At 63.9% G+C, this 24,656-nt stretch carries 27 protein-coding genes; 17 read left to right on the forward strand and 10 right to left on the reverse strand.

Annotation, left to right across the window (positions count from 1 at the left end; all coding sequences use genetic code 11):
- Position 1: 1 nt before the first annotated feature.
- The 3 genes from hflC (at position 2) to V8J82_RS13640 (ending at position 2,873) form a co-directional block, all read left to right on the forward strand.
- Entirely contained in the window at positions 2-904 is a 903-nt protein-coding gene (gene hflC / locus V8J82_RS13630; RefSeq protein WP_339975913.1) for a protease modulator HflC, read from the forward strand.
- 6 nt (positions 905-910) lie between these two features.
- A complete protein-coding gene (locus tag V8J82_RS13635; RefSeq protein WP_339975914.1) occupies positions 911-1,105 on the forward strand; it encodes a DUF2065 domain-containing protein in 195 nt (64 codons plus the stop codon).
- Between the two features lie 343 nt (positions 1,106-1,448).
- The gene (locus V8J82_RS13640) at positions 1,449-2,873 is read left to right on the forward strand and encodes a Do family serine endopeptidase (RefSeq protein WP_339976048.1); all 1,425 of its coding nucleotides are present in this window, start codon (positions 1,449-1,451) and stop codon (positions 2,871-2,873) included.
- Between the two features lie 130 nt (positions 2,874-3,003).
- Here V8J82_RS13640 and V8J82_RS13645 read toward each other — a convergent pair whose 3' ends face one another.
- Together V8J82_RS13645 and V8J82_RS13650 are read right to left on the reverse strand one after the other, a co-directional pair.
- Positions 3,004-3,135 carry a GNAT family N-acetyltransferase gene (locus tag V8J82_RS13645; protein ID WP_339975915.1) on the reverse strand — a complete coding sequence of 44 codons (132 nt, stop codon included), beginning with the start codon at positions 3,133-3,135 and terminating at the stop codon, positions 3,004-3,006.
- Between the two features lie 268 nt (positions 3,136-3,403).
- Positions 3,404-3,910 (reverse strand): peptidoglycan-binding domain-containing protein, encoded by a 507-nt coding sequence (locus V8J82_RS13650; protein WP_339975916.1) that lies wholly within the window; start codon positions 3,908-3,910, stop codon positions 3,404-3,406.
- A 245-nt stretch (positions 3,911-4,155) separates the two neighbouring features.
- On the opposite strand from V8J82_RS13650, the gene V8J82_RS13655 reads away from it, so the two are divergent.
- The 3 genes from V8J82_RS13655 to aspS all read left to right on the forward strand — a co-directional run bounded on the left by V8J82_RS13655 (position 4,156) and on the right by aspS (position 7,210).
- The gene (locus V8J82_RS13655) at positions 4,156-4,479 is read left to right on the forward strand and encodes a 2Fe-2S iron-sulfur cluster-binding protein (protein WP_339975917.1); all 324 of its coding nucleotides are present in this window, start codon (positions 4,156-4,158) and stop codon (positions 4,477-4,479) included.
- Between the two features lie 56 nt (positions 4,480-4,535).
- Positions 4,536-5,315 carry an FG-GAP repeat domain-containing protein gene (locus V8J82_RS13660; protein WP_339975918.1) on the forward strand — a complete coding sequence of 260 codons (780 nt, stop codon included), beginning with the start codon at positions 4,536-4,538 and terminating at the stop codon, positions 5,313-5,315.
- Positions 5,316-5,431: 116 nt separating this feature from the next.
- Entirely contained in the window at positions 5,432-7,210 is a 1,779-nt protein-coding gene (gene aspS / locus V8J82_RS13665; RefSeq protein WP_339975919.1) for an aspartate--tRNA ligase, read from the forward strand.
- A 3-nt stretch (positions 7,211-7,213) separates the two neighbouring features.
- Here aspS and V8J82_RS13670 read toward each other — a convergent pair whose 3' ends face one another.
- Positions 7,214-7,921 carry a response regulator gene (locus V8J82_RS13670; RefSeq protein WP_339975920.1) on the reverse strand — a complete coding sequence of 236 codons (708 nt, stop codon included), beginning with the start codon at positions 7,919-7,921 and terminating at the stop codon, positions 7,214-7,216.
- A gap of 165 nt (positions 7,922-8,086) precedes the next feature.
- Between V8J82_RS13670 and mce the strand changes: the two genes are divergently transcribed.
- Both mce and V8J82_RS13680 read left to right on the forward strand, forming a co-directional pair.
- Positions 8,087-8,491 carry a methylmalonyl-CoA epimerase gene (mce, locus tag V8J82_RS13675; protein ID WP_339975921.1) on the forward strand — a complete coding sequence of 135 codons (405 nt, stop codon included), beginning with the start codon at positions 8,087-8,089 and terminating at the stop codon, positions 8,489-8,491.
- The gene (locus V8J82_RS13680; RefSeq protein WP_339975922.1) at positions 8,491-8,778 is read left to right on the forward strand and encodes a DUF1467 family protein; all 288 of its coding nucleotides are present in this window, start codon (positions 8,491-8,493) and stop codon (positions 8,776-8,778) included. Before mce ends, V8J82_RS13680 begins: the two co-directional genes overlap by 1 nt.
- Here the strand turns inward: V8J82_RS13680 and V8J82_RS13685 are convergent.
- The 7 genes from V8J82_RS13685 to tldD form a co-directional block, all read right to left on the reverse strand.
- Positions 8,744-9,454 (reverse strand): EI24 domain-containing protein, encoded by a 711-nt coding sequence (locus tag V8J82_RS13685; RefSeq protein ID WP_339975923.1) that lies wholly within the window; start codon positions 9,452-9,454, stop codon positions 8,744-8,746. The genes V8J82_RS13680 and V8J82_RS13685 overlap by 35 nt on opposite strands.
- A complete protein-coding gene (locus V8J82_RS13690) occupies positions 9,451-10,053 on the reverse strand; it encodes a nitroreductase family protein (protein ID WP_339975924.1) in 603 nt (200 codons plus the stop codon). The genes V8J82_RS13685 and V8J82_RS13690 overlap by 4 nt, the downstream gene beginning before the upstream one ends.
- A 255-nt stretch (positions 10,054-10,308) precedes the next feature.
- Complete coding sequence (gene topA / locus V8J82_RS13695) at positions 10,309-12,960, reverse strand: type I DNA topoisomerase (RefSeq protein WP_339975925.1); 2,652 nt, start codon at positions 12,958-12,960, stop codon at positions 10,309-10,311.
- Between the two features lie 102 nt (positions 12,961-13,062).
- Complete coding sequence (dprA, locus tag V8J82_RS13700) at positions 13,063-14,250, reverse strand: DNA-processing protein DprA (RefSeq protein WP_439650070.1); 1,188 nt, start codon at positions 14,248-14,250, stop codon at positions 13,063-13,065.
- Positions 14,251-14,305: 55 nt separating this feature from the next.
- Positions 14,306-14,833, reverse strand: a complete 528-nt coding sequence (locus V8J82_RS13705; protein ID WP_339975927.1) for a GNAT family N-acetyltransferase — start codon at positions 14,831-14,833, stop codon at positions 14,306-14,308.
- Positions 14,834-14,908: 75 nt separating this feature from the next.
- Positions 14,909-15,367, reverse strand: a complete 459-nt coding sequence (locus V8J82_RS13710) for a hypothetical protein (RefSeq protein ID WP_339975928.1) — start codon at positions 15,365-15,367, stop codon at positions 14,909-14,911.
- Positions 15,368-15,416: 49 nt separating this feature from the next.
- The gene (gene tldD, locus V8J82_RS13715) at positions 15,417-16,841 is read right to left on the reverse strand and encodes a metalloprotease TldD (RefSeq protein WP_339975929.1); all 1,425 of its coding nucleotides are present in this window, start codon (positions 16,839-16,841) and stop codon (positions 15,417-15,419) included.
- Between the two features lie 246 nt (positions 16,842-17,087).
- Between tldD and coxB the strand changes: the two genes are divergently transcribed.
- From coxB to V8J82_RS13760, 9 genes are all read left to right on the forward strand, one after another.
- Positions 17,088-17,978: a cytochrome c oxidase subunit II gene (gene coxB, locus V8J82_RS13720; protein ID WP_339975930.1), complete on the forward strand. Its 891-nt coding sequence runs from the start codon at positions 17,088-17,090 to the stop codon at positions 17,976-17,978.
- A 9-nt stretch (positions 17,979-17,987) separates the two neighbouring features.
- A complete protein-coding gene (cyoE, locus tag V8J82_RS13725) occupies positions 17,988-18,953 on the forward strand; it encodes a heme o synthase (protein ID WP_339975931.1) in 966 nt (321 codons plus the stop codon).
- 1 nt (position 18,954) lies between these two features.
- Positions 18,955-19,170 carry a cytochrome c oxidase system small membrane protein gene (locus V8J82_RS13730; protein ID WP_339975932.1) on the forward strand — a complete coding sequence of 72 codons (216 nt, stop codon included), beginning with the start codon at positions 18,955-18,957 and terminating at the stop codon, positions 19,168-19,170.
- Positions 19,167-19,751 (forward strand): cytochrome c oxidase assembly protein, encoded by a 585-nt coding sequence (locus tag V8J82_RS13735; protein ID WP_439650063.1) that lies wholly within the window; start codon positions 19,167-19,169, stop codon positions 19,749-19,751. The genes V8J82_RS13730 and V8J82_RS13735 overlap by 4 nt, the downstream gene beginning before the upstream one ends.
- Before the next feature lie 19 nt (positions 19,752-19,770).
- Positions 19,771-20,586 carry a cytochrome c oxidase subunit 3 gene (locus tag V8J82_RS13740; RefSeq protein WP_339975933.1) on the forward strand — a complete coding sequence of 272 codons (816 nt, stop codon included), beginning with the start codon at positions 19,771-19,773 and terminating at the stop codon, positions 20,584-20,586.
- 135 nt (positions 20,587-20,721) lie between these two features.
- Positions 20,722-21,393 carry an SURF1 family protein gene (locus V8J82_RS13745; protein ID WP_339975934.1) on the forward strand — a complete coding sequence of 224 codons (672 nt, stop codon included), beginning with the start codon at positions 20,722-20,724 and terminating at the stop codon, positions 21,391-21,393.
- 10 nt (positions 21,394-21,403) lie between these two features.
- The gene (gene thrC / locus V8J82_RS13750) at positions 21,404-22,792 is read left to right on the forward strand and encodes a threonine synthase (protein WP_339975935.1); all 1,389 of its coding nucleotides are present in this window, start codon (positions 21,404-21,406) and stop codon (positions 22,790-22,792) included.
- On the forward strand, positions 22,789-24,051 hold the full coding sequence (locus tag V8J82_RS13755) for a M16 family metallopeptidase (RefSeq protein WP_339975936.1): 1,263 nt from the start codon (positions 22,789-22,791) through the stop codon (positions 24,049-24,051). Before thrC ends, V8J82_RS13755 begins: the two co-directional genes overlap by 4 nt.
- Positions 24,051-24,635 carry a GNAT family N-acetyltransferase gene (locus tag V8J82_RS13760; protein ID WP_339975937.1) on the forward strand — a complete coding sequence of 195 codons (585 nt, stop codon included), beginning with the start codon at positions 24,051-24,053 and terminating at the stop codon, positions 24,633-24,635. Before V8J82_RS13755 ends, V8J82_RS13760 begins: the two co-directional genes overlap by 1 nt.
- The last annotated feature ends 21 nt before the right edge of the window (positions 24,636-24,656 follow it).

Genomic DNA, 24,656 nt, shown 5'->3' on the forward strand with positions numbered 1-24,656 from the left:
TATGCGCCGCTCGATTTTCCTTCTGCCGCTCGGCATTCTGGCCGTCATCATCGCCTCGCAATCGATCTTCGTGGTCGATGAACGCCAGCGCGCCCTGGTCCTGCAATTTGGTCAGATCCGCCAGGTCATCAATGAGCCGGGGCTGAACTTCAAAATCCCGTTCTTCCAGAATGTGGCCTATTTCGAAGACCGGATCCTGTCGCTGGACACGGCGGCCACCGAGGTGACGCCCTCCGATGACCGGCGCCTGGTGGTCGATGCCTTCGCGCGCTATCGCATCAACGATGTGGAACGTTTCGTGCAGGCGGTGCCCGGCGGGATCCGTCAGGCTGAAACCCTGCTGGAAGATGTCTTGAATGACCGGATCCGCGCCGTTCTGGGTGCCGATGGGGTCACGTCGAACACGATCCTGTCCGAAGAGCGGGCGCGCCTGATGGTGCAGATCACCGCCCAGGCCCGCGCCCGGGCGGCCTCGCTGGGGATCGACGTTCTGGATGTGCGTCTGAAGCAGACCAACCTGCCGGCCCAGAACCTGGATGCAACCTTTGCCCGGATGCGCGCCGAGCGGGAACGCGAAGCCGCCGACGAGATCGCCCGCGGGGAAGAGGCCGCACAGCGGATCCGCGCCCAGGCCGACCGGACGGTGGTCGAGCTGGTCTCGGAAGCCAATCGCGAGGCGGAGATCACCCGCGGTGAGGCCGATGCCGAACGGACGCGGATCTTTGCCGAAGCCTTCGGCCAGGACACGGAGTTCTTCGATTTCACCCGGTCGCTGACCGCCTATGAACGGGCGCTGCGGCAGAACTCGACCTTCGTGATTTCCCCCGATAGCGAGTTCTTCGAATATTTCGACGGCTCGGCCCTGGGCGGCGGCAACGCACTTGCGGCACCCGCCGCCGAGTAACGCCCTATGTGGCAAGCCATTCTCATGGGCCTCGGTATGGTCCTTGTGATCGAGGGGCTGGTGTTCGCACTGGCCCCTTCGCGTTTGGAAGAGTTGATCCGCCTGATGGCGGCCATTCCGCCCGAAACCCGGCGCATGATCGGCCTGGCGGCCCTGGTGGCGGGGGCTGTCCTCACGTCTTGGGCGATCAGCCTGGGCTAGGGGCGGTTTTCCCGCACGTGGTTCGGGGAAAGATTTGTTTCAGCTCTCGGGACGTGCCAGTTTCGGCCAAGACCAGGCGACATTTTCACGCTCATGTGACGTGACGAACGCGGGCAGGGGGGAAACCCAAACTTGATTACCGCGATTTCAGCGCAAATATCATTGCATAGGACAGGCTCGCCTGTTTGACGGTATTCTGAGGAGGTTACTGCAAGTGACACTGCATACACGTTCCCCCCAAGACCCACGACAGCGCAACGGTGCCGTGGCAAGGGTGGTGGCCCAGCCCCGGCGCAGCGGCATCGACCCGCGCGCGGCCCTTGCCGCGCTGTTGGCGGCCCTGATGACCCTGGCGATGCTGGCCTCCGCGATCCCGGCCCGCGCCCAAAACTCCGCCCTGCCGGGATTTGCGGATCTGGTCGACCAAGTCGGAGATGCGGTTGTGAACATCACCACATCCTCGGTGGTGGCCGGCCGCGCCGGTGGTCCGCAGCCACAGGTGCCCGAGGGCTCGCCGCTGGAGGATTTCTTCAACGATTTCCTGGATCGCCAAGGCCCCGATAACGCACCGCGGCGCAGCCAGGCGTTGGGATCTGGCTTTGTGATTTCCGAAGACGGCTACATCGTGACCAACAATCACGTCATCGAGGGCGCCGACGAGATCAATATCGAGTTCCGCAATGGCCGCGAATTGGTGGCCGAACTGATCGGCACCGACCCCAATACAGACATCGCGCTGCTGCGTGTGGAAAGCGACACGCCGCTGGCCTATGTGCCGTTCGGCGTGGCCCAGGAGCACCGCGTGGGCGATTGGGTGATGGTGATGGGCAACCCGCTGGGCCAGGGCTTTTCGGTCTCGGTCGGCGTGATCTCGGCCTTCGGCCGGTCGCTGAGTGGAGCCTATGACGATTTCATTCAGACCGATGCGGCGATCAACCAGGGCAATTCCGGTGGTCCGCTGTTCAATCTGGAAGGCGAGGTGATCGGCGTGAACACCGCGATCCTCTCGCCCACCGGCGGCTCGATCGGGATCGGCTTTGCGATGTCGTCAGATGTTGTGGTGAATGTCGTCGAACAGCTTCAGGAATTCGGCGAAACCCGCCGTGGCTGGCTGGGCGTGCGCATTCAGGACGTCACGGCGGATATGGCCGAGGCCATCGGTCTGGATGAGGCGCGCGGCGCCATGGTGACCGATGTGCCAACCGGCCCGGCGCTGGATGGCGGCATCGAAGTGGGTGATGTGATCTTGTCCTTCGACGGCACTGAGATCCAGGATACCCGCGGTCTGGTGCGCATGGTGGGCGATTCTACGGTGGGGGAAACGGTGCGTGTGCTGGTGTTCCGCGACGGTGAGACCGAAACCCTGCGCGTGACACTGGGCCGCCGGGAAACCGCCGAAGGCGCCGCGGGCAGCGTGGTGGAGGAATCCGTCGAAGAGGGCGCCACGGAAGATATCCTGGGTATGAGCCTGGCCCCCCTGACCGATGAGCTGCGCGAGCGGTTGAACGCTACAAACGTGACGACAGGCCTGGTGATCGAGGCGATTGATCCGGCCTCGGATGCGGCGGAGATGGGTTTGCAGATCGGCGATATCATCACCGAGGTGACGCAGACCCCCGTCGGCTCGGCCGAGGCCTTCCGTGCGCAGATCAATGCCGCGGAAGAGGCGGGGCAGAAATCGATCCTGCTGCTCATCCGCCGCGATGGCACGCCACGCTTTATGGCGCTGGGGATCGAAGACGAACTGGCGCCGAGCGTGTCGGAATAGACAGCGCGAGACCCTAGACACCGCCCCCGCTGCCCCTCGCGGCGCCGGGGGCTTTTTTGTGGCTGCCGTGGGTTCGCCAGGTCGGACACCTGAAGGAGCCGGCCGCCACGGGTGGTCCAGTTGCGTGCCGTCAATCCGGGGCACGGTAGAAGGGCACGGCGTCTTGGGCGGCGGTCAGGCAGGCAATCTGACAGCCGCCATCGCGCATCCGACGCTCTGCCGCGTCGAGCAGCGCCGGACCGACGCCCCCTGGTCCGTCCATGCAGGATCGACATGGAGGCCGACGAGAGTGGCGCCTGTGAAAGCCGTCAAGCCGGTGATCCGACCCGCGCCACGGACGCTGAGAAAGACCTCTCCCGCCGATAGGTCGGGATGCGGCAGGTCGCGATCCACGCGGGGCCCAGGAGGCGCAGTCGTCGCGATCATGGCTGAGTGGCCGAGGGGTTGTTAAGAGGTCAGGCTGGCGGCGCGCATCACCCGCGTCATTCGGTGCGGATCCGCAACCGCCATGGGTGCAATGGTCGATGGGGTCACGTGGCCGGATCGGCGGCCAGTTCCGGATCCCAGATCACGAGCCCCAATTGACGCGCGGCAGCCAGGGACAGCACGCTGCTGTCGAGCCCCTGGGGGGCCTGGTAGGCGCGGATCGCGGCGGCGGTGGCGGGATCGAGCGTGCCGGTGATCTCACCGCCATAGAGCCCGCGGGCGGCCAGCGCCCGTTGCAGGGTGGCGGTAAATTCGGCGTCGTCATCCAACTCGCAGGGGGTCTCGAACCAGGTTTCGGTGCGATCTTCGACGATCCGGCGCTGCAGCTGGCGGTTTTCGACCACCGTCTCGATCACCGCTGGGGTGATCTCGCGCCCGTAACAGCGATCGGGATCGGCATCGGGCGGGCCGATGCCGCGGCTGACCTCGATCCCGGAAACGCCGGTGGTGGTGACGGGGTCGATGGTGGCGGTGAAGGCCTCGGGGCTTCGGTGCGATGGCAGACAGGCGGACAGGGCTGAGGCGGCTACCAAAAGACAGATTAGGCGCATCGGACTGCTCAAACCCTTGAACTTGGTGGGCTGTGCCCGTGATCTCGCACGAGATTAGCCGAGTTTCCGGCACGGGAAAAGTGATCCGAAAAACAAGCAGATCCCCGGCAGAGCTTGGCCGATCGCGGCGCTGTTGCCCCCTCTGCGCGCCGCGCGGCGGCGGTACAGGCGATTGGGGCTGGTCGGGCTGCGCCGGGGCCACTAAATATGCGGCAACATGGACAGTTTTCGGGGAGCGCGCCCAGATGGCGAAGATCACCTATATCGAACATAACGGCACCAAACACGAGGTGGATGTCGCCAATGGCCTGACCGTCATGGAGGGCGCGCGGGACAATTCCATTCCGGGGATCGAGGCCGATTGCGGCGGCGCCTGTGCCTGTTCGACCTGCCATGTCTATGTGGCCGAGGAATGGGTGGACAAGCTGCCGGCCGTCGATCCGATGGAAGAGGACATGCTGGAATTCGCCTATGAGCCCGATCCGGCTCGGTCGCGCCTGACCTGCCAGTTGAAGGTGACCGATGATCTGGACGGCCTGGTCGTTCAGATGCCTGAAAAGCAGATCTGATGGCCGGGGCGCCGCGTCGCCCGGGGCGCCCGTGGCGGTGTCTTGCCCGCGGCGCGGTGATAGGTCTGGGCCTGTGGCTGGCGGGGTCCTGGGGCGCCGTCGCATGCGAAGTCGCGCCGTGGGTCGGGCGGGCGATGGATGGCTCGCTGGTGGAAGCGCCGGGTGAGGTGCCCCGACCGGGCCCGGTCGCAGCCTGGTACGAAGAGCCCACAACGCGCTACGCCCATGGGGTGCTGGGCGATGCGGTGGAAGCGGGCGCTTTGGTCGCCATGGTGGATGATGTCCCAAATTGCGCCGTCAGCGGGGTCAGCCTGCTGGAGGAGGAGGTGTTCGAGGATCTCGCGCCGCGCCTGGCCGATCTGGACGGCGATGGCCGGCCGGAGATTATCGTGGTGCAAAGCCACGCCCGGTTGGGCGCACGGCTGGTCGTCTACGGGTTGGGCGCCGCGGGGTTGGAGATGCGCGCAGCCACGCCGCATATCGGACAGGCCAACCGGTGGCTCGCGCCCGTAGGCACCGCGGATTTCGATGGTGACGGCGCCATGGACATCGCCTATGTCGACCGCCCGCATCTGGCCCGGATCTTGCGCGTCTGGCGCTATGCGGACGGGACCCTGACCCAGATCGCCACACTGGAGGGCCTCAGCAATCACCGCATTGGCGAGGATTTCATCACCGGCGGTGTGCGCGATTGCGGCGACGGCCCCGAGATGATCACCGCCGATGCCGCCTGGAGCCGGGTGATGGCGAGCCGGATGGAGAGCGGCGCGCTGACAACCCGGGCGTTGGGACCGTTTTCGGCAGCCGCGGTGCAGGACGCGCTGGCCTGCCGCTGATTGCAGCCACGCGCGATCGCTAATTTGCTGGATCGCTTGGGCGGGCGAGGGTTGACTTCGCGCCCCCTGCAAGGTGTATCGGCGCAACTTGATTTCTCGCCCATCGGAGCCCGCCCATGCATGCCTTTCGCAGCCACACCTGCGCCGACCTGAACGCCGCCCATGTCGGCGAAACCGTTCGTCTTTCAGGCTGGGTGCATCGTCGGCGGGACCATGGCGGGGTGATCTTCATCGACCTGCGCGACCATTACGGCATCACGCAGGTGCTGTGCGACCCCGACAGCCCGGTTTTTGCCGAGGTCGAGAAGCTGCGCGCGGAGTTCTGTGTGCGCATCGACGGGACGGTGAAGGCCCGCGCCGAGGATCTGATCAACCCCAAGCTGCCTACTGGCGAGATTGAGGTCTATATCCGCGATATGGAGGTGCTGGGCGGCGCCGGGGAATTGCCGCTGCAGGTCTTCGGCGATCAGGAATATCCCGAGGAAACGCGGCTGCGCTATCGCTACCTGGATCTGCGGCGCGAGGTGATGCAGCGCAACATGGTGCTGCGCTCCGACGTGGTCGCCTCGATCCGCAAACGCATGTGGGACATCGATTTCCGCGAATATCAGACGCCGATCATCACCGCCTCCAGCCCCGAAGGTGCGCGCGATTTCCTGGTGCCCTCGCGGCTCCATCCGGGCAAATTCTACGCGCTGCCCCAGGCGCCGCAGCAATTCAAACAGCTGCTGATGGTGTCGGGCTTCGACAAATATTTCCAGATCGCGCCCTGTTTCCGCGACGAAGACCCGCGCGCCGACCGCTCGCCCACCGATTTCTACCAGCTCGATATGGAGATGTCCTTTGTCGAGCAGCAGGACGTGTTCGACACGATCCAGCCGGTGATCCGCGGCGTGTTCGAGGAGTTCGGCGGCGGCGCGACGGTGGATCAGGATTGGCCGCAGATCAGCTATGCCGATGCGGCTTTGTGGTATGGGACCGACAAGCCGGACCTGCGCAACCCGATCAAGATGCAGGTCGTCAGCGACCATTTCCGCGGCTCTGGCTTTGCGATCTTCGCCAATCTGCTGGAGCAGGAGGGCACCGAGGTGCGTGCGATCCCGGCACCCAGCGGCGGCTCGCGGAAATTCTGCGACCGGATGAACAAATTTGCCCAGGAACAGGGCCTGCCTGGGATGGGGTATATTTTCTGGCGCGAGGTCGATCAGGGAGTGATGGACGCGGCTGGACCGCTGGCCAAGAATATCGGGCCCGAGCGGACCGAGGCGATCCGGCAGCAGCTGGGCCTGGGCGTCGGCGACGCGGCGTTTTTCCTGGCGGGCAAACCGGCACAGTTTGAGGCCGTTGCGGGCCGGGCGCGGGTGGTGATCGGCGATGAGCTGGGCCTGACCGAGCAGAACCGCTTTGCCTTTGCCTGGATCGTCGATTTCCCGATGTACGAGGCGGATGAGGAAACCGGTCGTGTCGATTTCTCTCACAACCCGTTTTCGATGCCGCAGGGCGGGTTGGACGCGCTGGATGGCGATCCGCTGGGCGTGCTGGGGTATCAATATGACCTGGCTTGCAACGGCTACGAATTGGTGTCGGGCGCGATCCGGAACCACAAGCCAGAGATCATGTTCAAGGCGTTTGAATTGGCGGGCTATGGCGAAGACGAGGTGCGCAAGCGCTTCGGCGGGATGGTGAATGCGTTCCAATACGGCGCGCCGCCCCATGGCGGCTGCGCGGCGGGGATCGACCGGATCGTGATGCTTCTGGCCGACACCGCCAATATCCGCGAGGTCATCCTGTTCCCGATGAACCAGCGCGCGGAGGATCTGATGATGGATGCGCCGTCGGACCCGACCTCGGATCAGTTGATGGAGCTTGGTCTGCGCGTGATCCCGCAGGACTAGGCGTCACACGACGCTCGGCACCGCCTGGATGCGGGTCGATAGAAACTCACGCAGGGCGGCGTAATCGGACGGGGCCGGATGCGCCGTCATCTTCTGGGCGCGCCGCTCCATGCCGATGTCGTCGACGGCCCGGGCGATCCCGATCAGGAACTTGCGCAGATACTCCACCGGCGGCCTGTCCGACGCGAGCAGGTCCATCGCATGGCTCAGATCTTCGCGCAGTGCGATCGGGTCGGGGTCGACCACGATGATGGGCGCATCCCGCGGGCCGACCGGACGGACGGTATCGGGCAGATGCGACAGGATCGCCGCCTGGAACGCGGCCACGGTCTGGATCGGTTTGGGAATGAACCCGTCGGCGCCTGCCTGCATCGCCTCACGCTCAGCCGCCTCGCGTTCCGCGCCGGAGGTGCCCAGGATAATCGGCAGGCGGTTGCGAGAGGTGGCGATGCGTCGGATCAGATCGATGCCAGACCCGTCGGGCAGGCCGTGATCGATAATCGCGATGGTCGGGCAGTAGATATTCAGATGCCGTTCGGCGGAGGCGAAGCAATCGGCACGGCGCAATCGGGCGCCTGACCGAAGGCTCATCAATCGGATCGCTTCGGAGGCGTATCGACTGTCTTCCACCACCAAGATCGTCAGGCCCAAAAGCGGCCGCTCGACGGTCGGTTGCGGGCGCAGGTCAAATTCCGAAAGTTGATCATCCATCTCAAATCCCCCAACTGGGCTGGCGCTGATTCCCGCCCTAAAACGGTTGTCGCACGCATATGGTTTATGAGGCGTAAATGGCGCCGCACTGTCGCAGCGCCCCTGCCTGCCCTTGCCCGTGCGCGCGGCGGGCGTCATATGGGGACAAGCTATTTGGAGGATCCCATGATCGGTCGTTTGAATCACGTTGCCATCGCCGTTCCCGACCTGGAGGCCGCCGCGGCGCAGTACCGCGACACGCTTGGCGCCAAAGTCGGCGCCCCGCAGGACGAGCCGGATCATGGCGTGACGGTGGTGTTCATCGAGCTGCCCAATACCAAGATCGAGCTGCTCTATCCGTTGGGAGAGGATTCTCCCATTGGTTCGTTTTTGGAAAAGAACCCCTCGGGTGGGATCCACCATGTCTGCTATGAGGTTGAGGATATCCTAGCCGCGCGCGATAAGCTGCAAGCCTCAGGTGCGCGCGTTCTGGGCAGTGGAGAGCCGAAAATCGGCGCCCATGGCAAACCGGTGCTGTTCCTGCACCCGAAAGACTTCACCGGCACCCTGGTCGAATTGGAACAGGTCTGATGGGCATTGTCTCGGGCATCGTTCTGTATGCGATCATCTGGTTCATGACGCTTCTGATCTCGCTTCAGGTGCGAGTCACCACCCAGGATGACGCGGGTGAGGGGCGCGTGGCGGGCACCCACGGATCAGCGCCCGCGGATCCCCAGATGCGCACCCGGGTCATCTGGACCAGCATCATCGCGGCCGGGATCTGGGCGGTGGTTGCCTTCATCATCCTGTCGGGCGTCATCACCTTGGACGATATCGATCTGTTCACGCGGTTTGGGCTTGGCTCGAACGCCCGTTAAGCGCGTGGTAGAGGTGCGTGAAGGTCGCCGCACCCAGGATCGGCACCAGGATATTCACCACCGGAATGGTCATCGGAACGACCATCACCACACCCGCCGCGAACAGCGTCGCGCGGTTTTGCTTGCGGAACTCGGCGGCGCCGCGGGCATCATGGCGGCGCAGGGCAACCATCTGGCCATATTCGCGGCCCAGTAAGATGCCGTTGACGACCCAGAACAGGATCGGCGCGAGCGGGGCGAAGAGCAGGTAGAAGATCAGCGCCACCAGGTTCACTGCCGTCAGCACGCCCAGGAACTTCGCGACATCGGCCATCGCCTCACCCAGGCCAAGAGCGCGGGCGGGGGGCAGACCGGGATAGTGGCGATCTTCGACTGCGTCCGAGACCCGGTCGAGGAAGATGCCCATAAAGGCCGCACTGACGGGCACCATCAGAAACACCGACAAGAACAGCATCAGCGGGATGCCGGCAAAGGTCAGAACGTTGTCGACCCAGCTGATTTCGCCGATCCACGGTAGCGTGAAACTGTCTGGCAGAAGCCAGCCGATTGCCAGAACGAACAGGACGTAAAACCCGATCAGGAGCAGGATTGTTAGACCGATCCCGCGCAGCAGAACGCTGACGAACCGGCTATCGCTGAGCTGGCCGACGGCCTTGAGAAAGCTTGTGAAAATCATGTGTCTTGCCACGTGGTCAGTGCGGAAATGTCGGGGCGCGGGCGCTCCGGGGGTGGGCGCTGTTCTTCGCCGATATGGATGAAACCTGCGAGGGCTTCGCTCGCGCTCAGACCCAGCCCGGTCTGCAGAAAGTCGCGGTCCGACGAGGCCCAGCCGGTCAGCCAGCAGGCGCCCCAACCGGCGGCCAAGGCGGCATTGACGAGTGAGAGGCAGGCGGCGGAGGCCGAGGCGGTTTGCTCCTCGACCGGGATGCGGTCCGACGGTTTTGGCGCGGAGACGACCGCAATGATCAGATGGGCGTCGCGGAACCCGCTCGCCGTCTTGTCCACCTTGTCGTGGTCCATCGCCAGGGTGGCCCCGCGGTCTTGCGCCAGGGCGCCGAGGCGTTGGCAGGCGGCGTGCTGCAGAACGATGAAGCGCCAAGGCTCCAGCTTGCCGTGATCGGGCACGCGCGCGGCAGCGGTCAACAGCACCTCGATGGTGGCACGGTCGGGCACCTTCATGCCCAGCATCCGCGGTGGGCGCGACCGGCGTGATAGAAGGAAGCCAAGGGCGGCGGGGGTCGGCGCGAGGGGCGGTGTGTCAACCATATCGGCCATGTCGGTCTCCTCGCGGCGCGGGTCAAGGGGCGTTGAGGTGTTTGGGAGCGGGAGGGCCCGCCCTCCCACCCCTTTTTGGGGCTCCGCCCCGGTCCTTTGGACCTCCCCGGGGTATTTTAGGCCATTGGAAGGAGGGGGGGCGACCGGCGGTTTGCGTGTGTTTTGATCCCTGGGCCGATTGGGATTGTGCGCGCGGCCCGGGTGTGGTGGGGCCGGTCGGTTTGGTTGCGGTTTGGGTCAGGGGATCGCGAGCAATCAGGCCTTCTTCTTGGCGCGCCGTTTGCCGGTGCCTTTGCCGCCTTTGGCTTGTTTTTCGGCAATCAGTTCAACGGCTTTGTCCATGGTGACCGTTTCGGGATCGAGATCCTTGGGCAGGGTCGCGTTGATCTTGGCCCATTTCACGTAAGGCCCGTAGCGGCCTTTCATGACCTGAACGGGGCCGCCTTCGGACGGGTGTTCGCCCAATTCCTTCAGCGGGGCTGCCGCCTGACCGCGCCCGCCGCGCCCGGCGGCCTTTTCGGCGATGAGTTCGACGGCGCGGTTCATGCCGATGGTAAAGACCTCGTCCACCTCGGGAAGGTTCGCATAGACACGCCCATGCTTGACGAAGGGGCCGTAGCGACCGATCCCGGCCTCGACCGGTTCGCCATCTTCGGGATGGTCGCCGACCTTGCGTGGCAGGCTCAGCAGCATCAGCGCCTTGTCCAGATCGATATCGTCAACCTCCCACCCTTTGGGCAGGGAGGCGCGCGGGGGTTTCTTGACCTCTTCGGTGACATCGCCGAGTTGCACGTAAGGCCCGAAGCGCCCGGTGCGCAGGCTGACCTTTTCCGACGTGTCGGGATCGACGCCCAGCATCTTGCCATCGGGGCCTAGGATATCGCCTGTTTGATCGGCGTTTTCGTTCGGCGGGCCGAAAGCGCGCGTATAGCGGCATTCGGGGTAGTTCGAGCAGCCGATAAAGGCGCCGCCCGCCCGCGCGGTGCGCATCGATAGGCGCCCAACGCCGCAATTGGGGCAGAGCCGCGGATCGGTCCCGTCTTCCTTGGCGGGGAAGAGATGCGGCTCCAGCACCTCGTTGATCTTTTCCAGCACATCGGTGATGCGCAGCTCGGCGGTTTCTTCGATGGCAGCGTGGAAATCGCGCCAGAACCCGTCGAGCACGTCTTTGTAATGCTTGTCGCCTGCGCTGACCTCATCAAGCTGGTTTTCCAGCGCCGCGGTGAAATCGTATTCCACGTAGCGGTTGAAGTAATTCGACAGGAAGACCGTGACCAGGCGGCCTTTATCCTCGGGAATCAGACGGCCTTTATCCTTGATGACATAGCCGCGGTTCTGGATCGTATCCATGATCGAGGCATAGGTGGAGGGGCGGCCAATACCGAGCTCTTCCATGCGCTTGACCAGGGTCGCCTCGGTATAGCGGGGCGGCGGTTGGGTGTGGTGCTGTTGGCCAAGCGTGGCGCCGTCTTTCGACAGGATGGCGGCGGCGGATCGGCGCAGATCGCCGTCCTCTTCGATGACATCATCGCCCGCCAGCTTGCCGTAATCGCCTGTCAGCGCCTCTGCGCTGGATGTCAGCGCATCGCCAGTGCTGAGTTGCGGCAGGCGCTTGCCATCTTCGTCATCGGCAACGTCGTCGCGCCCTTCCTCATAGACTTTCAGGAAGCCATCAAACAGCACCACCTGACCAGTGGCGCGCAGTTCGACCTGGCCGTCGGCGGAGCCAATCGTCACGGTTGTGCGTTCCATCCGGGCCGCTTCCATCTGGCTGGCGATGGTGCGCTTCCAGATCAGATCGTAGAGCTTGCGCTGGTCGTCTTCGGACAATTTCAGATCGGCGGCGGCCTTGGACATATCGGTGGGGCGGATACATTCATGCGCCTCTTGGGCGTTCTTGGCTTTGTTCTTATAAATCCGCGGCTTGTCGGGCACGTAATCGGCGCCGTAGCGATCTTTGATCGCATCTCGGGCGCCGCTGACGGCTTCGGGCGCCATGTCGATCCCGTCGGTGCGCATATAGGTGATGTGACCGGCCTCGTAGAGGCGCTGCGCGGTCGACATGCATTGCCGCGCGCCCATGCCGAATTTGCGGCTTGCCTCCTGCTGCAGGGTCGAGGTCATGAAGGGCGCGGCAGGATTGCGGGAGGTCGGCTTGGCCTCGACATTCGTGACGCTCAGCGCGCGGGACGACACGGCCTGAACAGCCAAGCCAGCCTCGGCGGCATTGGGCAGATCATAGCGGTCGAGCTTTTTGCCGCCCAGAACGGTCAGGCGCGCCTCGATTTGCTGGCCGCGGGGCGTTTCCAGCATGGCGCGGACCGACCAATATTCGCGGGGGCGGAAGGCCTCGATCTCCATCTCGCGTTCGACGACCAGGCGCAGGCAGACCGATTGCACGCGACCGGCGGATTTTGCGCCGGGCAGCTTGCGCCAAAGCACGGGCGACAGGTTGAAGCCAACGAGATAATCGAGCGCGCGGCGGGCGAGATAGGCCTCGACCAGTTCCATATCGACCTGGCGCGGCTCGGCCATGGCTTTGGTCACGGCGTCTTTGGTGATCGCGTTGAAGGTCACGCGCTGGACGGGCGTGTCCTTCTTGATGGCTTTGCGTTTGCTGAGCGCTTCCTGCAGGTGCCACGAGATCGCTTCGCCCTCGCGGTCGGGGTCGGTGGCGAGGATCAGGGACGGGTCGTCTTTCAGCGCGTCGGCGATGGCTTTGACGTGTTTTTTGCTGTCGGAGGCGACCTCCCACGTCATGGCAAAGCCTTCCTCGGGATCCACGGAACCGTCTTTGGAGGGTAGGTCGCGCACATGGCCATAGGAGGCAAGAACGGTATAGTCCTTGCCCAGATATTTGTTGATTGTCTTGGCCTTAGCCGGTGATTCGACAACAACGACGGGCATGGAGGACTCACCTTTTTAAGTGCTTTGATCTGGCGGCGGAACATGTGGGGCCTTGGGCGCGCTTGTCAATGCAGCACGAACATGGCTGGTGCCGAAGGCCTGTCAGGTCGCGTGGACCATCCCGCCCGCAGAGCGCGTGACGCGCCCCGACATTTCCAGGACCGCAAGGGCCTGGGCCAAGGCGCGGGGCGATGTGCCGAGATCGCGGATCAGTTGATCTTCGGCCACCGGCGTGGCGCCAAGCTGTGCGATGATTTGCCCCTCCAACCCGCCATCGGCCTGGGCTTGGGCCTGGGTCGCGGCCGGGGCGGCGCGCGGCGCGCGTGGGGTCGCGGCGGGCGGCAGGTCGGGGCGCAGCATATCGGGCAGGCTGGGGGGCTGGCCCAGCAATTCGATCACGTCTTCGGCGCTGCGGATCAGGGTGGCGCCGTCACGCAGCAGGATATTGCCCCCCGAGGCGCGGCTGTCCATCGGATGGCCGGGCACCGCCATGACGTCGCGGCCCTGATCAGCGGCCATGCGCGCGGTGATCAGCGAGCCCGAGCGGGCAGCGGCTTCGACCACGATCACGCCTTGCGACAGGCCCGAGACGATGCGGTTGCGCCGTGGGAAATGGCGTGCCTGTGGTTGCAAGCCCGGCGGTTGTTCCGACACGGTCAGGCCCTGTGCCGCGACCTCGGCGGCGAGGTCGGTGTTTTCGGTGGGGTAGGTCACATCGATCCCGCCCGCATAGACCGCGATGGTGCCGGTGGGCAGGGCGGCTTTGTGCGCCAGCGTATCGATCCCGCGCGCCAGGCCCGAGACGACAACGTAGCCCGCCGCACCCAAATCAGCGGCCAGGCGGCGCGCCATACGCGCCCCCAAGCTAGAGGCGTTGCGCGTGCCGACAAGCGCCACGCAGGGGCGCGTCATCAATCCGACATGGCCTTTGACCCAAAGCACGGGCGGCGCGTCGCTGACCTGCGCGAGGGCATCGGGATAATCGGGATCGCCCAGACAGATCATCCGGGCGCCTGCGCGCTTTCCGGCACGCAACTCGGCCTGCACAACGCCTTCGGGGCAGGCCTGATAATCCTTGACGCCAGCCGCCGCGGCGACTTCGGGCAGCGCATCCAGGGCGGCCGCAGCAGAGCCATGTTCACTGAGCAGGCGCAGATAGGTGGCGGGCCCGACCCGGCGTGAACGGATCAGCCGCAATCGCAAGAGGCGATCATTCTCATTGGCACTGGGCGGCGGGGTATAGGCGATGGGCGCCTCGAAAAAGGCGTCGGTGGGCTCGTAGCTGAGCATAGAATCGGGCGCGGTCCACATAGGGCGAAGCTGGCGCGAATTGGTTAACAGTTTCTTACCGGGCCGCAGGATCATGTTTCGGCGCGGCATCTGCCACACGTTTCACCATGATCTGTACGCGCAGGATATAGCGGCCTTTTCCTTCGGCAGTGTCGAGCGGCTCATCGGCGATCCTGGATTTTGCCCATCCGGCGCGTTCGTAAAAGCGGATGGCGCGATCATTGCCGATCGCCGCGTCAAGCCAGGCCTCCGACACGCCTGCCTGCGCCAAGCGCCGTTCCGCATCGGCCAGAAGCTGCGCCGCCACGCCGGTGCCGCGCGCCTCGGCCGCGACGAAAAGCTGCTGCATCTCATCCTCGCGGATCACGCACAAGCCAAGTGGCGCGCCGACCGGGCCGATGGTGCGCAGCGCATCCAGCATCGCAGGCAAACGGGCGCGGAAATCGTCAAGCGTGCGCAGTGCGACCAGGTCTTTGGGCACGATGACGGCATGGCCGTCATGCCAGGCGTCGTGCCAAAGTGCGGCGAGAGCGTCCAATTCGCCTGCCTCTGCATCGCGTACCCGCCAGCGAATTTGTGTCATTGGTGTTCTCCATCTGTCCGGTTTCGGGTTGCTGGATGGCATCCAGGCAGCTCAGGAGCGTTTGCGGCTAGCGCATCAGAACCTCTGGGCAGATCCAGCGTGTCGCCGTCCATAGGATACAGACATGGATTGCCACAATCGGGTCACCACCATGAACACGAGGGTGCCGATACCCGGCGTCAGCATGTTGAGGATTGTGCCGATAGCGACTGATATTGCAATCGAGAGCAGCAGGGGCGTGATCCAGCCAGCCCAGCCAATCCCCATAAGAAGAGAAAAAAGACATATCGCCAGCGAAACTGCCAGGATCCCATAGAAGACCGCCGCAGCCAGCAACCCCGCAAATAGGGAAAATGCCTGGCCGGTTTCAAAGTCCGTCAAATCGGCAAAGAGCGATGATATGGCAAGCAGCACCCCGCCCAAAAGGGCAGGGCCGAGCCAGGTGATCAGGCCGATCTTGACCAAGTTGCGTATCGTTAACTGGACCTGGCCCTGCGGACGGGATCGGAACACGGGCTGCCAAAATCGCACCATCAGACAGCCCGCCCGAGTACTTCGTGTCTTAGGGCAGACATCGCGGCCCTCAGGCGGCTGAACCGCCGACCGTCAGCCCGCCGATCAGAAGGGTCGGTTGGCCGACACCCACGGGGACCCATTGGCCGTTCTTGCCGCAATTGCCCATGCCGGGATCAAGCGCCATGTCGTTGCCGATGGCGCGGATCTGTTTCAGCGCGGTGGCGCCATCGCCGATCAGAGTGGCGCCTTTCACGGGTGCGCCGACCACGCCGTTTTTCACGCGATAGGCCTCGGTGCAGGAGAACACGAATTTGCCGTTGGTGATATCGACCTGGCCGCCGCCGAAGCCAACGGCGTAGATGCCGTCTTTCACATCGGCGACGATATTACCGGGATCTGCGGTGCCGCCCAACATGTAGGTGTTGGTCATCCGCGTCATCGGCGCGTGGGCATAGCTTTGGCGGCGGCCATTGCCCGTGGCCTCTACCCCCATCAGCCGCGCGGATTGGCGGTCTTGCATGTAGCCGACCAGGATGCCGTCCTCGATCAGGGTGGTCTTGTGCGACGGCGTGCCCTCATCATCGACAGAGATCGAGCCGCGGCGGTCGGGGATTGTGCCGTCATCCAACACCGTCACGCCGGGCGCCGCCACACGTTCGCCCATCAGACCGGCAAAGGCACTCTGTTTCTTGCGGTTGAAATCGCCCTCCAACCCGTGGCCCACGGCCTCGTGTAGAAGAATGCCTGGCCATCCGGGGCCAAGCGCCACATCCATGACACCGGCTGGGGCGGGTTCGGCCGACAGGTTCACCACCGCGACACGCAGGGCCTCGCGGGCCTTGGCCTCCCAATTGGCGCGGTCGATCAGGCCGGTGACGCCGACCCGCCCCCCGCCGCTGGCCGAGCCGCTTTCGCGGCGGCCGTTTTCCTCGACGATGACCGACACGGAAAGCTGGACCATTGGGCGCACATCGCTGACGCGGGCGCCGTCGGGGCGCAGGATCTCGACCTCTTGCAGGGAGGCGCCGAGGGTGGCGCTGACCTGGACGACGCGTGGGTCGAGATCGCGGGCGAAGGCGTCGATCTCGGCCAGGGTGTCGATTTTCACCCCAAATTCAGCGCCCGCCATCGGGTCGGCATCGGTGTAGAGCTTTTCATTCGTGCCGCGCGGGGCCTCGGCCAGGGTGCCCCCGCCATCCCCCACGGCCAATCGCGCGGTCTCGGACGCGCGCAAAAGCGCCTGTTCGGAGATTTCGGTGGAATGGGCGTAGCCTGCGACCTCACCCTTCACCGCCCGCAGGCCAAACCCCTGCGCCGCATCATAGGAGGCGTTGCGAATCCGGCCATCATCGAAAGCCAGCACTTCGGAGCGACGCCGTTCCAGAAACAGTTCGCCATCTTCGGCCCCATCCGTGGCCGCGCGCAGAACGCGCAGGGCGGCTTCCTCATCGATATGGGTCTCAAACGGGCGGAAGGGGGACGTATCGGCCATTGGCATCCTCTTTTGCTATCCCTCTTACATAAGGCGTTTTGGCGCAGCTGCGACACCCCGTCCCGGCGCGTCCGTTCGTTTTCTGCGACACGCGACGCGCGCGACAAAACGGACGCTGGGGTGAGACAATTTTGAGCACTGTCTTGCGCACAGAGCCGCTATATGGTCTGCGCAACGCGAACACACTGGTATACCGCCTGTTCAATTGGAATGTCGGCGGGTCCAGAGGATAACAGGACAGACCACATGGCATTTTGCTCGAAGTTCAGCGGCCTCATGGCCGCACTTGGCGCAACCTTCACGGCAGGCGCCGTTTGGGCGCAAACCACTGAAATCCGGGGCGAATTGCCGATCATCGGTGCACCTGAGCCCGGTGGTGTCGGCTTTCAGCCGGCCGTGACGGAGCTGGCCGCGGACATCCGGGGTTTGGATACGCTGTTGATCTGGATCATGGGGGCGATCACGTTCTTCGTGCTTGGGCTGCTGGCCTATACGCTGATCAAGCACAACGCGAAGGCCAATCCCGAGCCCGCGACATTTACGCATAACACCAAGATCGAAGTCACCTGGACGGTGGTGCCGCTGGTCATCCTGGTCTTCATCGGGGCCTTTTCGCTGCCGGTTCTGTTCAAGCAGCAGACCATTCCTGAGGGCGATGTGGTCGTGAAGGCGACGGGCCTGCAATGGTATTGGAACTACGAATACCCCGAGCACGGCATCGCCTATGACAGCTTCATGCTGAACCCCGATGAGCTGGCGGAGTACGGCTACAGCCAGGATGAGTATCTGCTGGCCACCGACACGGCGATGGTGATCCCGACAGGTCAGGATATCGTGGTGCAGGTCACCGCGGCAGACGTGATCCATTCTTGGACCATCCCGTCCTTCGGCGTGAAGCAGGACGGTGTGCCCGGTCGCTTGGCTGAGCTGTGGTTCTCGGTCGAGCCCGGCCAAGAGGGTGTCTATTTCGGCCAATGCTCCGAATTGTGCGGCGCGGCTCACGCCTACATGCCGATCACTGTGTTTGCCGTCACGCCCGAGGAATACGAGGCTTGGCTGGCCGGTGAAGCGGCGGAATTCGCCTCACTCGATGGAGCGCGCGCGCCTCAAGTGATCGAACTGGCCGCAGCTGAGTGATCCCCTGAGATGAGCGATTTTACAGCCCAATCCAGCGCAGCGCAGGCGTTTCCCGGCGCGCCAGAGGCAGGCTTCGGCGACTACGTGGCGCTGTTGAAGCCACGAGTCATGTCGTTGGTCGTGTTCACCGCCCTGGTCGGGCTGCTGGTCGCACCCGGCGGCACGTCTCCGATGGTTGGTTTCACCGCGATCCTGTTCATCGCATTGGGGGCGGGTGCCTCGGGCGCGCTGAACATGTGGTACGACGCCGATGTGGATGCGGTGATGAAGCGCACCGCGCGCCGCCCCGTGCCAGCGGGCAAGGTGGAGCCGCGTGAGGCTTTGACGCTGGGCCTGTGGCTGAGCGCCTTATCGGTGGTGATGCTGGGCCTGGCGACCAATTGGGTCGCGGCGGGTCTGCTGGCCTTCACGATCTTCTTCTATGCGGTCGTTTACACGATGTGGCTGAAGCGGGCGACGCCACAGAACATCGTGATTGGCGGCGCCGCGGGGGCATTCCCCCCGGTGATCGGTTGGGCCGCCGTGACAGGGGATGTCTCGATCGCCAGCGTGCTGATGTTCGGGCTGATCTTCATGTGGACGCCGCCCCATTTCTGGGCCTTGGCGCTGTTCATGAAGTCCGACTATCACGAAGCGAAGATCCCGATGCTGACCGTGACCCATGGCCGCGCGGAAACTCGGCGGCAAATCCTGATCTACACCGTTCTGCTGGCGCCGGTTGCCCTGGCCTTGGCGGTGACCTCGGTGGCGGGCCCCGCCTATATGGCGACGGCCCTGGTGTTGAACGCGATCTTCCTAAAGGGCGCGTGGGATATCTGGCGCCGGGACGAGCTCGCGGCGGAGGCCGACGGTTATGCGGTAGAAAAGCGGGTCTTCAAATTCTCGCTCATCTACCTGTTCTTGCATTTCGGGGCCCTGTTGGTCGATGCGCTGATGGCGCCGATCTGGGGTGGCCCGGTTTTGGGATTGATCTGACATGACCGATATCGACCGCAAATCGCTGAGCAAGCCCCATGAAATCCACACGCGCCGGTTTGGCCGGAACGCGGGCACGGCGTTGTGCCTGGTGGGGTTCTGTGCGGTGGTGTTCGGCCTGACGGTCGCGAAAATCCAAGACGGCGGGCTGATGGAGGCCCATGATCATCAACCACGGGCCTCCGTGCTGCCCGTGACGGAAGGAACAGATCAATGAGCGACGAGAGCCAGGCGAAAGGCATGACTGCCAACGCCCGTGTCGTGATCAAATTGTGCGGGGTTTTGGTGCTGATGGGCGGGCTGACCGCCGCCGCAGTGCCGTTTTACGATTGGTTTTGCCGGGTGACCGGATTTGGCGGCGCGACCGTGACCTCCGATAGCGAGAGCGACACGGTCCTGGATCACGTGGTGCGGGTGCGCTTTGATGCGTCGACCGCGCGGGACATGCCCTGGGAGTTCCGGCCGCTATCCCCCTATGTCGACATCCGCGTGGGCGAGACGGGCTTGGCCTTCTATGAGGCTTACAATCCCACCGATCGGCCCATTGCAGGCACGGCCAGCTTCAATGTCGCGCCCTTCGTCACCGGCGGATATTTCGTGAAAATCGCGTGTTTCTGTTTTGAGATGCAGGTGCTGCAGCCCGGCGAACGCGTGGAAATGCCTGTGACCTTCTTCGTGGATCCCGAGATGCTGGATGATCCTGAGACCCGCGATATCCCCGCCATTACCCTGTCATACACGTTCCACGTGACGGACATGCCTGAAGAATATGCCGCGCTTGACGCGGCCATCGAATAACCGACCGGAGACCCGCCAAATGGCCCACGTAAAACGCCACGATTACCATATCCTGCCGCCATCGATTTGGCCGCTCATGTCCGCGGTGGGCGCGTTTGCGATGCTGTTCGGTGCGGTGAATTGGATGCATGCCGGCTCCCCCTGGCTGTTCCTGATCGGCTTCGCGGCGGTGCTTTACGTGATGTATGCGTGGTGGGCCGATGTGGTCCGCGAAAGCGGCGAGGGCGACCATACGCCGGTCGTGCGGTTGGGCCTGCGCTATGGCTTCATCATGTTCATCATGTCCGAGGTTATGTTCTTCGCGGCGTGGTTCTGGGCGTTCTTCAAACACGCCATCTTCCCGATGAACACTTACGAGGCCTCCAGCTATATCCCGCCGGAGATCTACGCGGTGGACCCGTTTCACCTGCCGCTGATCAACACGCTGGTCCTGCTGCTGTCGGGCTGCCTTGTAACCTGGGCGCACCACGCGCTGGTCCATAATGGCTCGCGCAAGGACGTGGAATACGGCTTGATCGGTGCGGTTGTGCTGGGCGTCGCCTTCACCGGCCTGCAGGCGTTTGAATATTACGAGTTGATCGCCCATTACGGCTGGCAATTCGGCGGCCCGGATGGCGACAAGTTCTATTCGACCTTCTTCCTGGCCACAGGCTTCCATGGTCTGCATGTGATCATCGGCACGATTTTCCTGTTCATCTGTTATCTGCGGGTACGTCAGGGGCATTTCACCGCCGAGAAGCATATCGGGTTCGAGGCGGCCGCCTGGTACTGGCACTTCGTTGATGTCGTGTGGCTGTTCCTGTTCGTGGCCGTCTACATCTGGGGTCAGGGCTAAGTTAGCCCAGGGTGGGTGCGGCACCGTCGCCCACCCACCCACCCCGCCGCCGCCGCCCCCACCCGGATCGGCTGCGGTGATCTTGATCTGAAAGGCCCACCGTTTGGGGTGGGCCTTGGCAATTCTAGGACCGCGATGACCCGCCGTTTGATCATAGTTGTTCTGTTTGGCCTGATCGGCGCCGGGATCCTGGCCGGGCTGGGGTTTTGGCAATTGCAACGCTTATCCTGGAAAGAGGGGGTTTTGGCCGAGATCGATACGCGCATCACCGCGGCGCCGGTCGCCATCCCCGGCGATCCCGACCCCGAGGCGGATCGCTATCTGCCCGTGAGTGCCGAGGGCGCGTTTGTCGGTGATCCGGTGCGCGTTTTGGTCAGCCTGCAAGGATCGGGGCCCGGATACCGCCTGATCCAAGCCTTCGATCTGGGCGAACGTCGCGTGATGGTGGATCGCGGGTTTTTGGCCGAACGCGCTGAGGCGCCAGATCTGGCGGGCCCCGCGCTTGTGATAGGGAACCTGCATTGGCCCGATGAGGTGGACGGGTTCACGCCCGACGCCGATCTGGGCCGCAACATCTGGTACGCCCGCGACGTCGATGCCTTGGCCGCCCATCTGGGGGCCGATCCGATCCTGATCATCGCCCGGTCATTGTCGGTCGATGACAGCCCGGTCACCCCCTTGCCGGTCAGCTCGGACGGCATTCCGAACAACCATTTGGGATACGCCGTGCAATGGTTTGGGCTGGCGCTTGTCTGGTTGGGGATGACAGCGTTCCTTGGCTGGCGTATCACCCGACGAACAGCCTAAGGGACTCTCCATGCGGTACGTTTCCACGCGCGGCGCTGCGCCGGATTTGAGCTTTGAAGACGCGATGCTAACAGGCCTTGCGCGGGATGGCGGATTGTATGTGCCCGCCGAGATCCCGACGCTAGGCCAAGGCGATATCGCGGCGATGGCGGGCCTCAGCTATGAGGAGATCGCGTTTCGCGTGATGCGCCCCTTTATCGGCGACACGTTCACCGATGCGGAATTCGCGGATCTGATCGACAAAGCCTATGCGGGGTTCGGTCATGCAGCCCGCGCGCCGCTGAAACAATTGCAGCCGAACCATTACCTGTTGGAGCTGTTCCACGGCCCGACGCTGGCCTTCAAAGACTTCGCGATGCAGCTGATCGGGCAGCTGTTCCAGGCCGCTCTGTCGCGACGCGGGGATCGGGTGACGATTGTGGGCGCGACCTCGGGCGATACGGGCTCTGCCGCGATGGAGGCGTTTCGCGGCCTCGACAATGTGGATGTGTTCATCCTGTTCCCCCATGGCCGCGTGTCCGAGGTGCAGCGCCGCCAGATGACCACGGTGACCGAGGCCAACACCCATGCGCTCGCCCTGACCGGCGATTTCGACGATTGCCAGGCGCGGTTGAAGGACATGTTCAATCATTTCGAGTTCCGCGACCGGGTGAAGCTGGCAGGTGTGAACTCGATCAACTGGGCGCGGGTCCTGGCGCAGGTGGTGTATTATTTCAGCGCGGCGGTCAGCTTGGGTGCGCCGTTGCGGCCAGTTTCCTTCTGTGTGCCCACGGGCAATTTCGGCGACATCTTCGCGGGGTATATCGCGAAGAAGATGGGCTTGCCGATTGCGCAATTGATCATCGCGACGAACCAGAACGACATTCTGCACCGCGCGATGGTCTCGTCGGCCTATACGACCGAAGGCGTAACGCCCTCGATCAGCCCGTCAATGGACATCCAGGTCAGCTCAAATTTCGAACGCGCGCTGTTTGACGCCTATGGGCGCGATGGCAACGCCGTGGCGCAGCTGATGGACGAGTTGAAATCGGGCGGTGGGTTCAAGATCAGCCAGGGCGCGATGCAAGCCTTGCGCGAAAGCTTCGCCAGCGGCCGCGCATCGGAGGCTGAGACCAGCGCGATGATCAAACGCGCCGTGCCCGAGATGGGCGAACTGCTGTGCCCGCATTCCGCGGTGGGCGTCCATGTGGCGCAAGATTTCCAGAGCGCCGTGCCGCTGGTCACCCTGGCCACCGCGCATCCCGCGAAGTTCCCTGATGCGGTCGAGGCCGCCGCGGGCACACGCCCGCCTTTGCCTGCGCGGATGGCCGATCTGTTCGACCGGCCCGAGCGCGTACAGCGTGTGGAAAATGATCTGACGGCGATTGAGGCTGTCATCGAAGAAGGTGTTTTTGCGTGACGGTTGAGATTCATACCCTACCCAACGGATTGCGGATCGTGACGGAACATATGCCGGGCTTGGAATCGGCGGCCCTGGGCCTATGGGTCAATGCCGGTGGGCGCCACGAACGGATCGACCAGAACGGTATCGCGCATTTCCTGGAACATATGGCGTTCAAAGGCACGGCGCGTCGCAGCGCGTTGCAGATCGCCGAAGAGATCGAGGATGTGGGCGGTTATATCAACGCTTATACCTCGCGAGAGGTGACGGCCTATTACGCGCGGGTTTTGCGGCAGGATGTGGGCCTGGCGCTGGATCTGATCGCGGATATCGTGCTGAATCCCGTCTTCGATCCGCGCGAGATCGAGGTGGAACGCGGTGTGATCCTGCAGGAAATCGGCCAAGCCGCCGATACGCCCGATGATATCATCTTCGATTGGCTGCAAGAGGTGGCTTATCCCGAACAGCCCCTTGGCCGGACCATTCTTGGCCCGTCCGAACGCGTGCGGTCCTTTGGGCGCGCCGATTTCGACCGCTTCGTGGGCGAGCATTACGGGCCCGGCCAATTGATCCTGTCGGCGGCGGGTGCGGTCGATCATGACGAGATCGTGCGGCTGGCCGAAGGCATCTTTGGCCATATGGCGCCGACGCCCACGACCCGGCCCGAGCCGGGGCAATTTGCGGGCGGAGAACGGCGCGTTACGAAAGGCTTGGAACAGGCCCATTTCACACTGGCGCTTGAGGCGCCGGGCTATCGGTCCGACGACATTTATACGGCGCAAATCTTTGCAACAGCGTTGGGGGGCGGGATGTCGTCGCGTCTGTTCCAGGAGATCCGCGAAAAGCGTGGGCTCTGCTACACGATCTATTCCCAGGTCGGCAGCTACGACGATACCGGCCTGCTGACGATCTATGCGGGCACCTCGGGTGACGATCTGCCGGAGCTTGTGGGCCTGACCGTGGATGAGTTGCGCCGCTCGGCTGAGACGATGACCGAGGCGGAATTGGCGCGCGCGCGGGCGCAGATGAAGGCGGGGCTGCTGATGGGTCTGGAATCGCCCTCGGCGCGCGCCGAACGTCTGGCGCGGCTGGTGGCGATCTGGAACCGGGTGCCTGCACTGGAGGAAACCGTGGCGCGGATCGACGGCGTGACATTGGCTGGGCTGAAGGCCCATGGGGCCGCGTTGGCGGGGTCGGGCCGGGCGGCGATGGCGCTTTATGGACCGGTCGATGGCGCCCCTGAATTGGCACGTGTGACGGAGCGTCTGGCGGCCTGATGATTGCGCGCAAGCGAAACCTGCGGTTAGAGACGGAACGACTGACCCTGAGACTGCCCCGGCATGCGGATTTCCGGCCATGGGCGGCGTTGCGGCACCAATCCCACGATTTCCTGACCCCCTGGGAGCCGACCTGGGCCGAGGATCATCTGACGCGGAAATCCTTCACCGCGCGGGTCTATTGGGCGGCGCGGGCGGTCGGGCAGGGATCTGCGGTGCCGCTGTTCATCACGCGGCGGGCCGATGATGCGCTGCTGGGCGCCATCACCCTGGACAATGTGCGCCGGGGGCCTGCCCAATCGGGGACGCTTGGTTATTGGATCGGCCAGCCCTTTGTGCGGCAAGGTTACATGCGCGAGGCGATTGGGGCCGTGTGCCACTACGCGTTCCGGTCGCTGGATCTGTCGCGGCTTGAGGCCGCCTGCCTGCCTGAAAACGCGGCCTCGCGCGGGGTGCTTGAACAAAGCGGGTTCAAATATGAAGGCGTGGCGCAGAGCTATCTGCAGATCAATGGGCGCTGGCGGAACCACGTGCTTTACGCAAATCTGCGCTATGATCGGCGGGGAAAGACCGATGTGGGCTGACATTGCACGCCACAATGCTAC

Origin of the sequence: Gymnodinialimonas mytili (assembly GCF_037544085.1) — a bacterium.
Lineage (GTDB): Bacteria > Pseudomonadota > Alphaproteobacteria > Rhodobacterales > Rhodobacteraceae > Gymnodinialimonas > Gymnodinialimonas mytili.

What these genes read in the sequence shown, in the direction of transcription:
- V8J82_RS13680 (WP_339975922.1), top strand. Translation starts at nt 8,491, where the DNA reads ATGGGCATTGTCTCGGGCATCGTTCTGTATGCGATCATCTGGTTCATG.
- V8J82_RS13670 (WP_339975920.1), bottom strand. Translation starts at nt 7,921, where the DNA reads ATGGATGATCAACTTTCGGAATTTGACCTGCGCCCGCAACCGACCGTC.
- V8J82_RS13640 (WP_339976048.1), top strand. Translation starts at nt 1,449, where the DNA reads ATGACCCTGGCGATGCTGGCCTCCGCGATCCCGGCCCGCGCCCAAAAC.
- mce (WP_339975921.1), top strand. Translation starts at nt 8,087, where the DNA reads ATGATCGGTCGTTTGAATCACGTTGCCATCGCCGTTCCCGACCTGGAG.
- thrC (WP_339975935.1), top strand. Translation starts at nt 21,404, where the DNA reads ATGCGGTACGTTTCCACGCGCGGCGCTGCGCCGGATTTGAGCTTTGAA.
- V8J82_RS13760 (WP_339975937.1), top strand. Translation starts at nt 24,051, where the DNA reads ATGATTGCGCGCAAGCGAAACCTGCGGTTAGAGACGGAACGACTGACC.
- V8J82_RS13710 (WP_339975928.1), bottom strand. Translation starts at nt 15,367, where the DNA reads ATGGTGCGATTTTGGCAGCCCGTGTTCCGATCCCGTCCGCAGGGCCAG.
- V8J82_RS13735 (WP_439650063.1), top strand. Translation starts at nt 19,167, where the DNA reads ATGAGCGACGAGAGCCAGGCGAAAGGCATGACTGCCAACGCCCGTGTC.
- tldD (WP_339975929.1), bottom strand. Translation starts at nt 16,841, where the DNA reads ATGGCCGATACGTCCCCCTTCCGCCCGTTTGAGACCCATATCGATGAG.
- V8J82_RS13685 (WP_339975923.1), bottom strand. Translation starts at nt 9,454, where the DNA reads ATGATTTTCACAAGCTTTCTCAAGGCCGTCGGCCAGCTCAGCGATAGC.
- V8J82_RS13730 (WP_339975932.1), top strand. Translation starts at nt 18,955, where the DNA reads ATGACCGATATCGACCGCAAATCGCTGAGCAAGCCCCATGAAATCCAC.
- V8J82_RS13650 (WP_339975916.1), bottom strand. Translation starts at nt 3,910, where the DNA reads ATGCGCCTAATCTGTCTTTTGGTAGCCGCCTCAGCCCTGTCCGCCTGT.
- topA (WP_339975925.1), bottom strand. Translation starts at nt 12,960, where the DNA reads ATGCCCGTCGTTGTTGTCGAATCACCGGCTAAGGCCAAGACAATCAAC.
- dprA (WP_439650070.1), bottom strand. Translation starts at nt 14,250, where the DNA reads ATGCTCAGCTACGAGCCCACCGACGCCTTTTTCGAGGCGCCCATCGCC.
- cyoE (WP_339975931.1), top strand. Translation starts at nt 17,988, where the DNA reads ATGAGCGATTTTACAGCCCAATCCAGCGCAGCGCAGGCGTTTCCCGGC.
- V8J82_RS13690 (WP_339975924.1), bottom strand. Translation starts at nt 10,053, where the DNA reads ATGGCCGATATGGTTGACACACCGCCCCTCGCGCCGACCCCCGCCGCC.
- V8J82_RS13635 (WP_339975914.1), top strand. Translation starts at nt 911, where the DNA reads ATGTGGCAAGCCATTCTCATGGGCCTCGGTATGGTCCTTGTGATCGAG.
- V8J82_RS13705 (WP_339975927.1), bottom strand. Translation starts at nt 14,833, where the DNA reads ATGACACAAATTCGCTGGCGGGTACGCGATGCAGAGGCAGGCGAATTG.
- V8J82_RS13740 (WP_339975933.1), top strand. Translation starts at nt 19,771, where the DNA reads ATGGCCCACGTAAAACGCCACGATTACCATATCCTGCCGCCATCGATT.
- aspS (WP_339975919.1), top strand. Translation starts at nt 5,432, where the DNA reads ATGCATGCCTTTCGCAGCCACACCTGCGCCGACCTGAACGCCGCCCAT.
- V8J82_RS13655 (WP_339975917.1), top strand. Translation starts at nt 4,156, where the DNA reads ATGGCGAAGATCACCTATATCGAACATAACGGCACCAAACACGAGGTG.
- hflC (WP_339975913.1), top strand. Translation starts at nt 2, where the DNA reads ATGCGCCGCTCGATTTTCCTTCTGCCGCTCGGCATTCTGGCCGTCATC.
- V8J82_RS13745 (WP_339975934.1), top strand. Translation starts at nt 20,722, where the DNA reads ATGACCCGCCGTTTGATCATAGTTGTTCTGTTTGGCCTGATCGGCGCC.
- V8J82_RS13645 (WP_339975915.1), bottom strand. Translation starts at nt 3,135, where the DNA reads ATGGACGGACCAGGGGGCGTCGGTCCGGCGCTGCTCGACGCGGCAGAG.
- coxB (WP_339975930.1), top strand. Translation starts at nt 17,088, where the DNA reads ATGGCATTTTGCTCGAAGTTCAGCGGCCTCATGGCCGCACTTGGCGCA.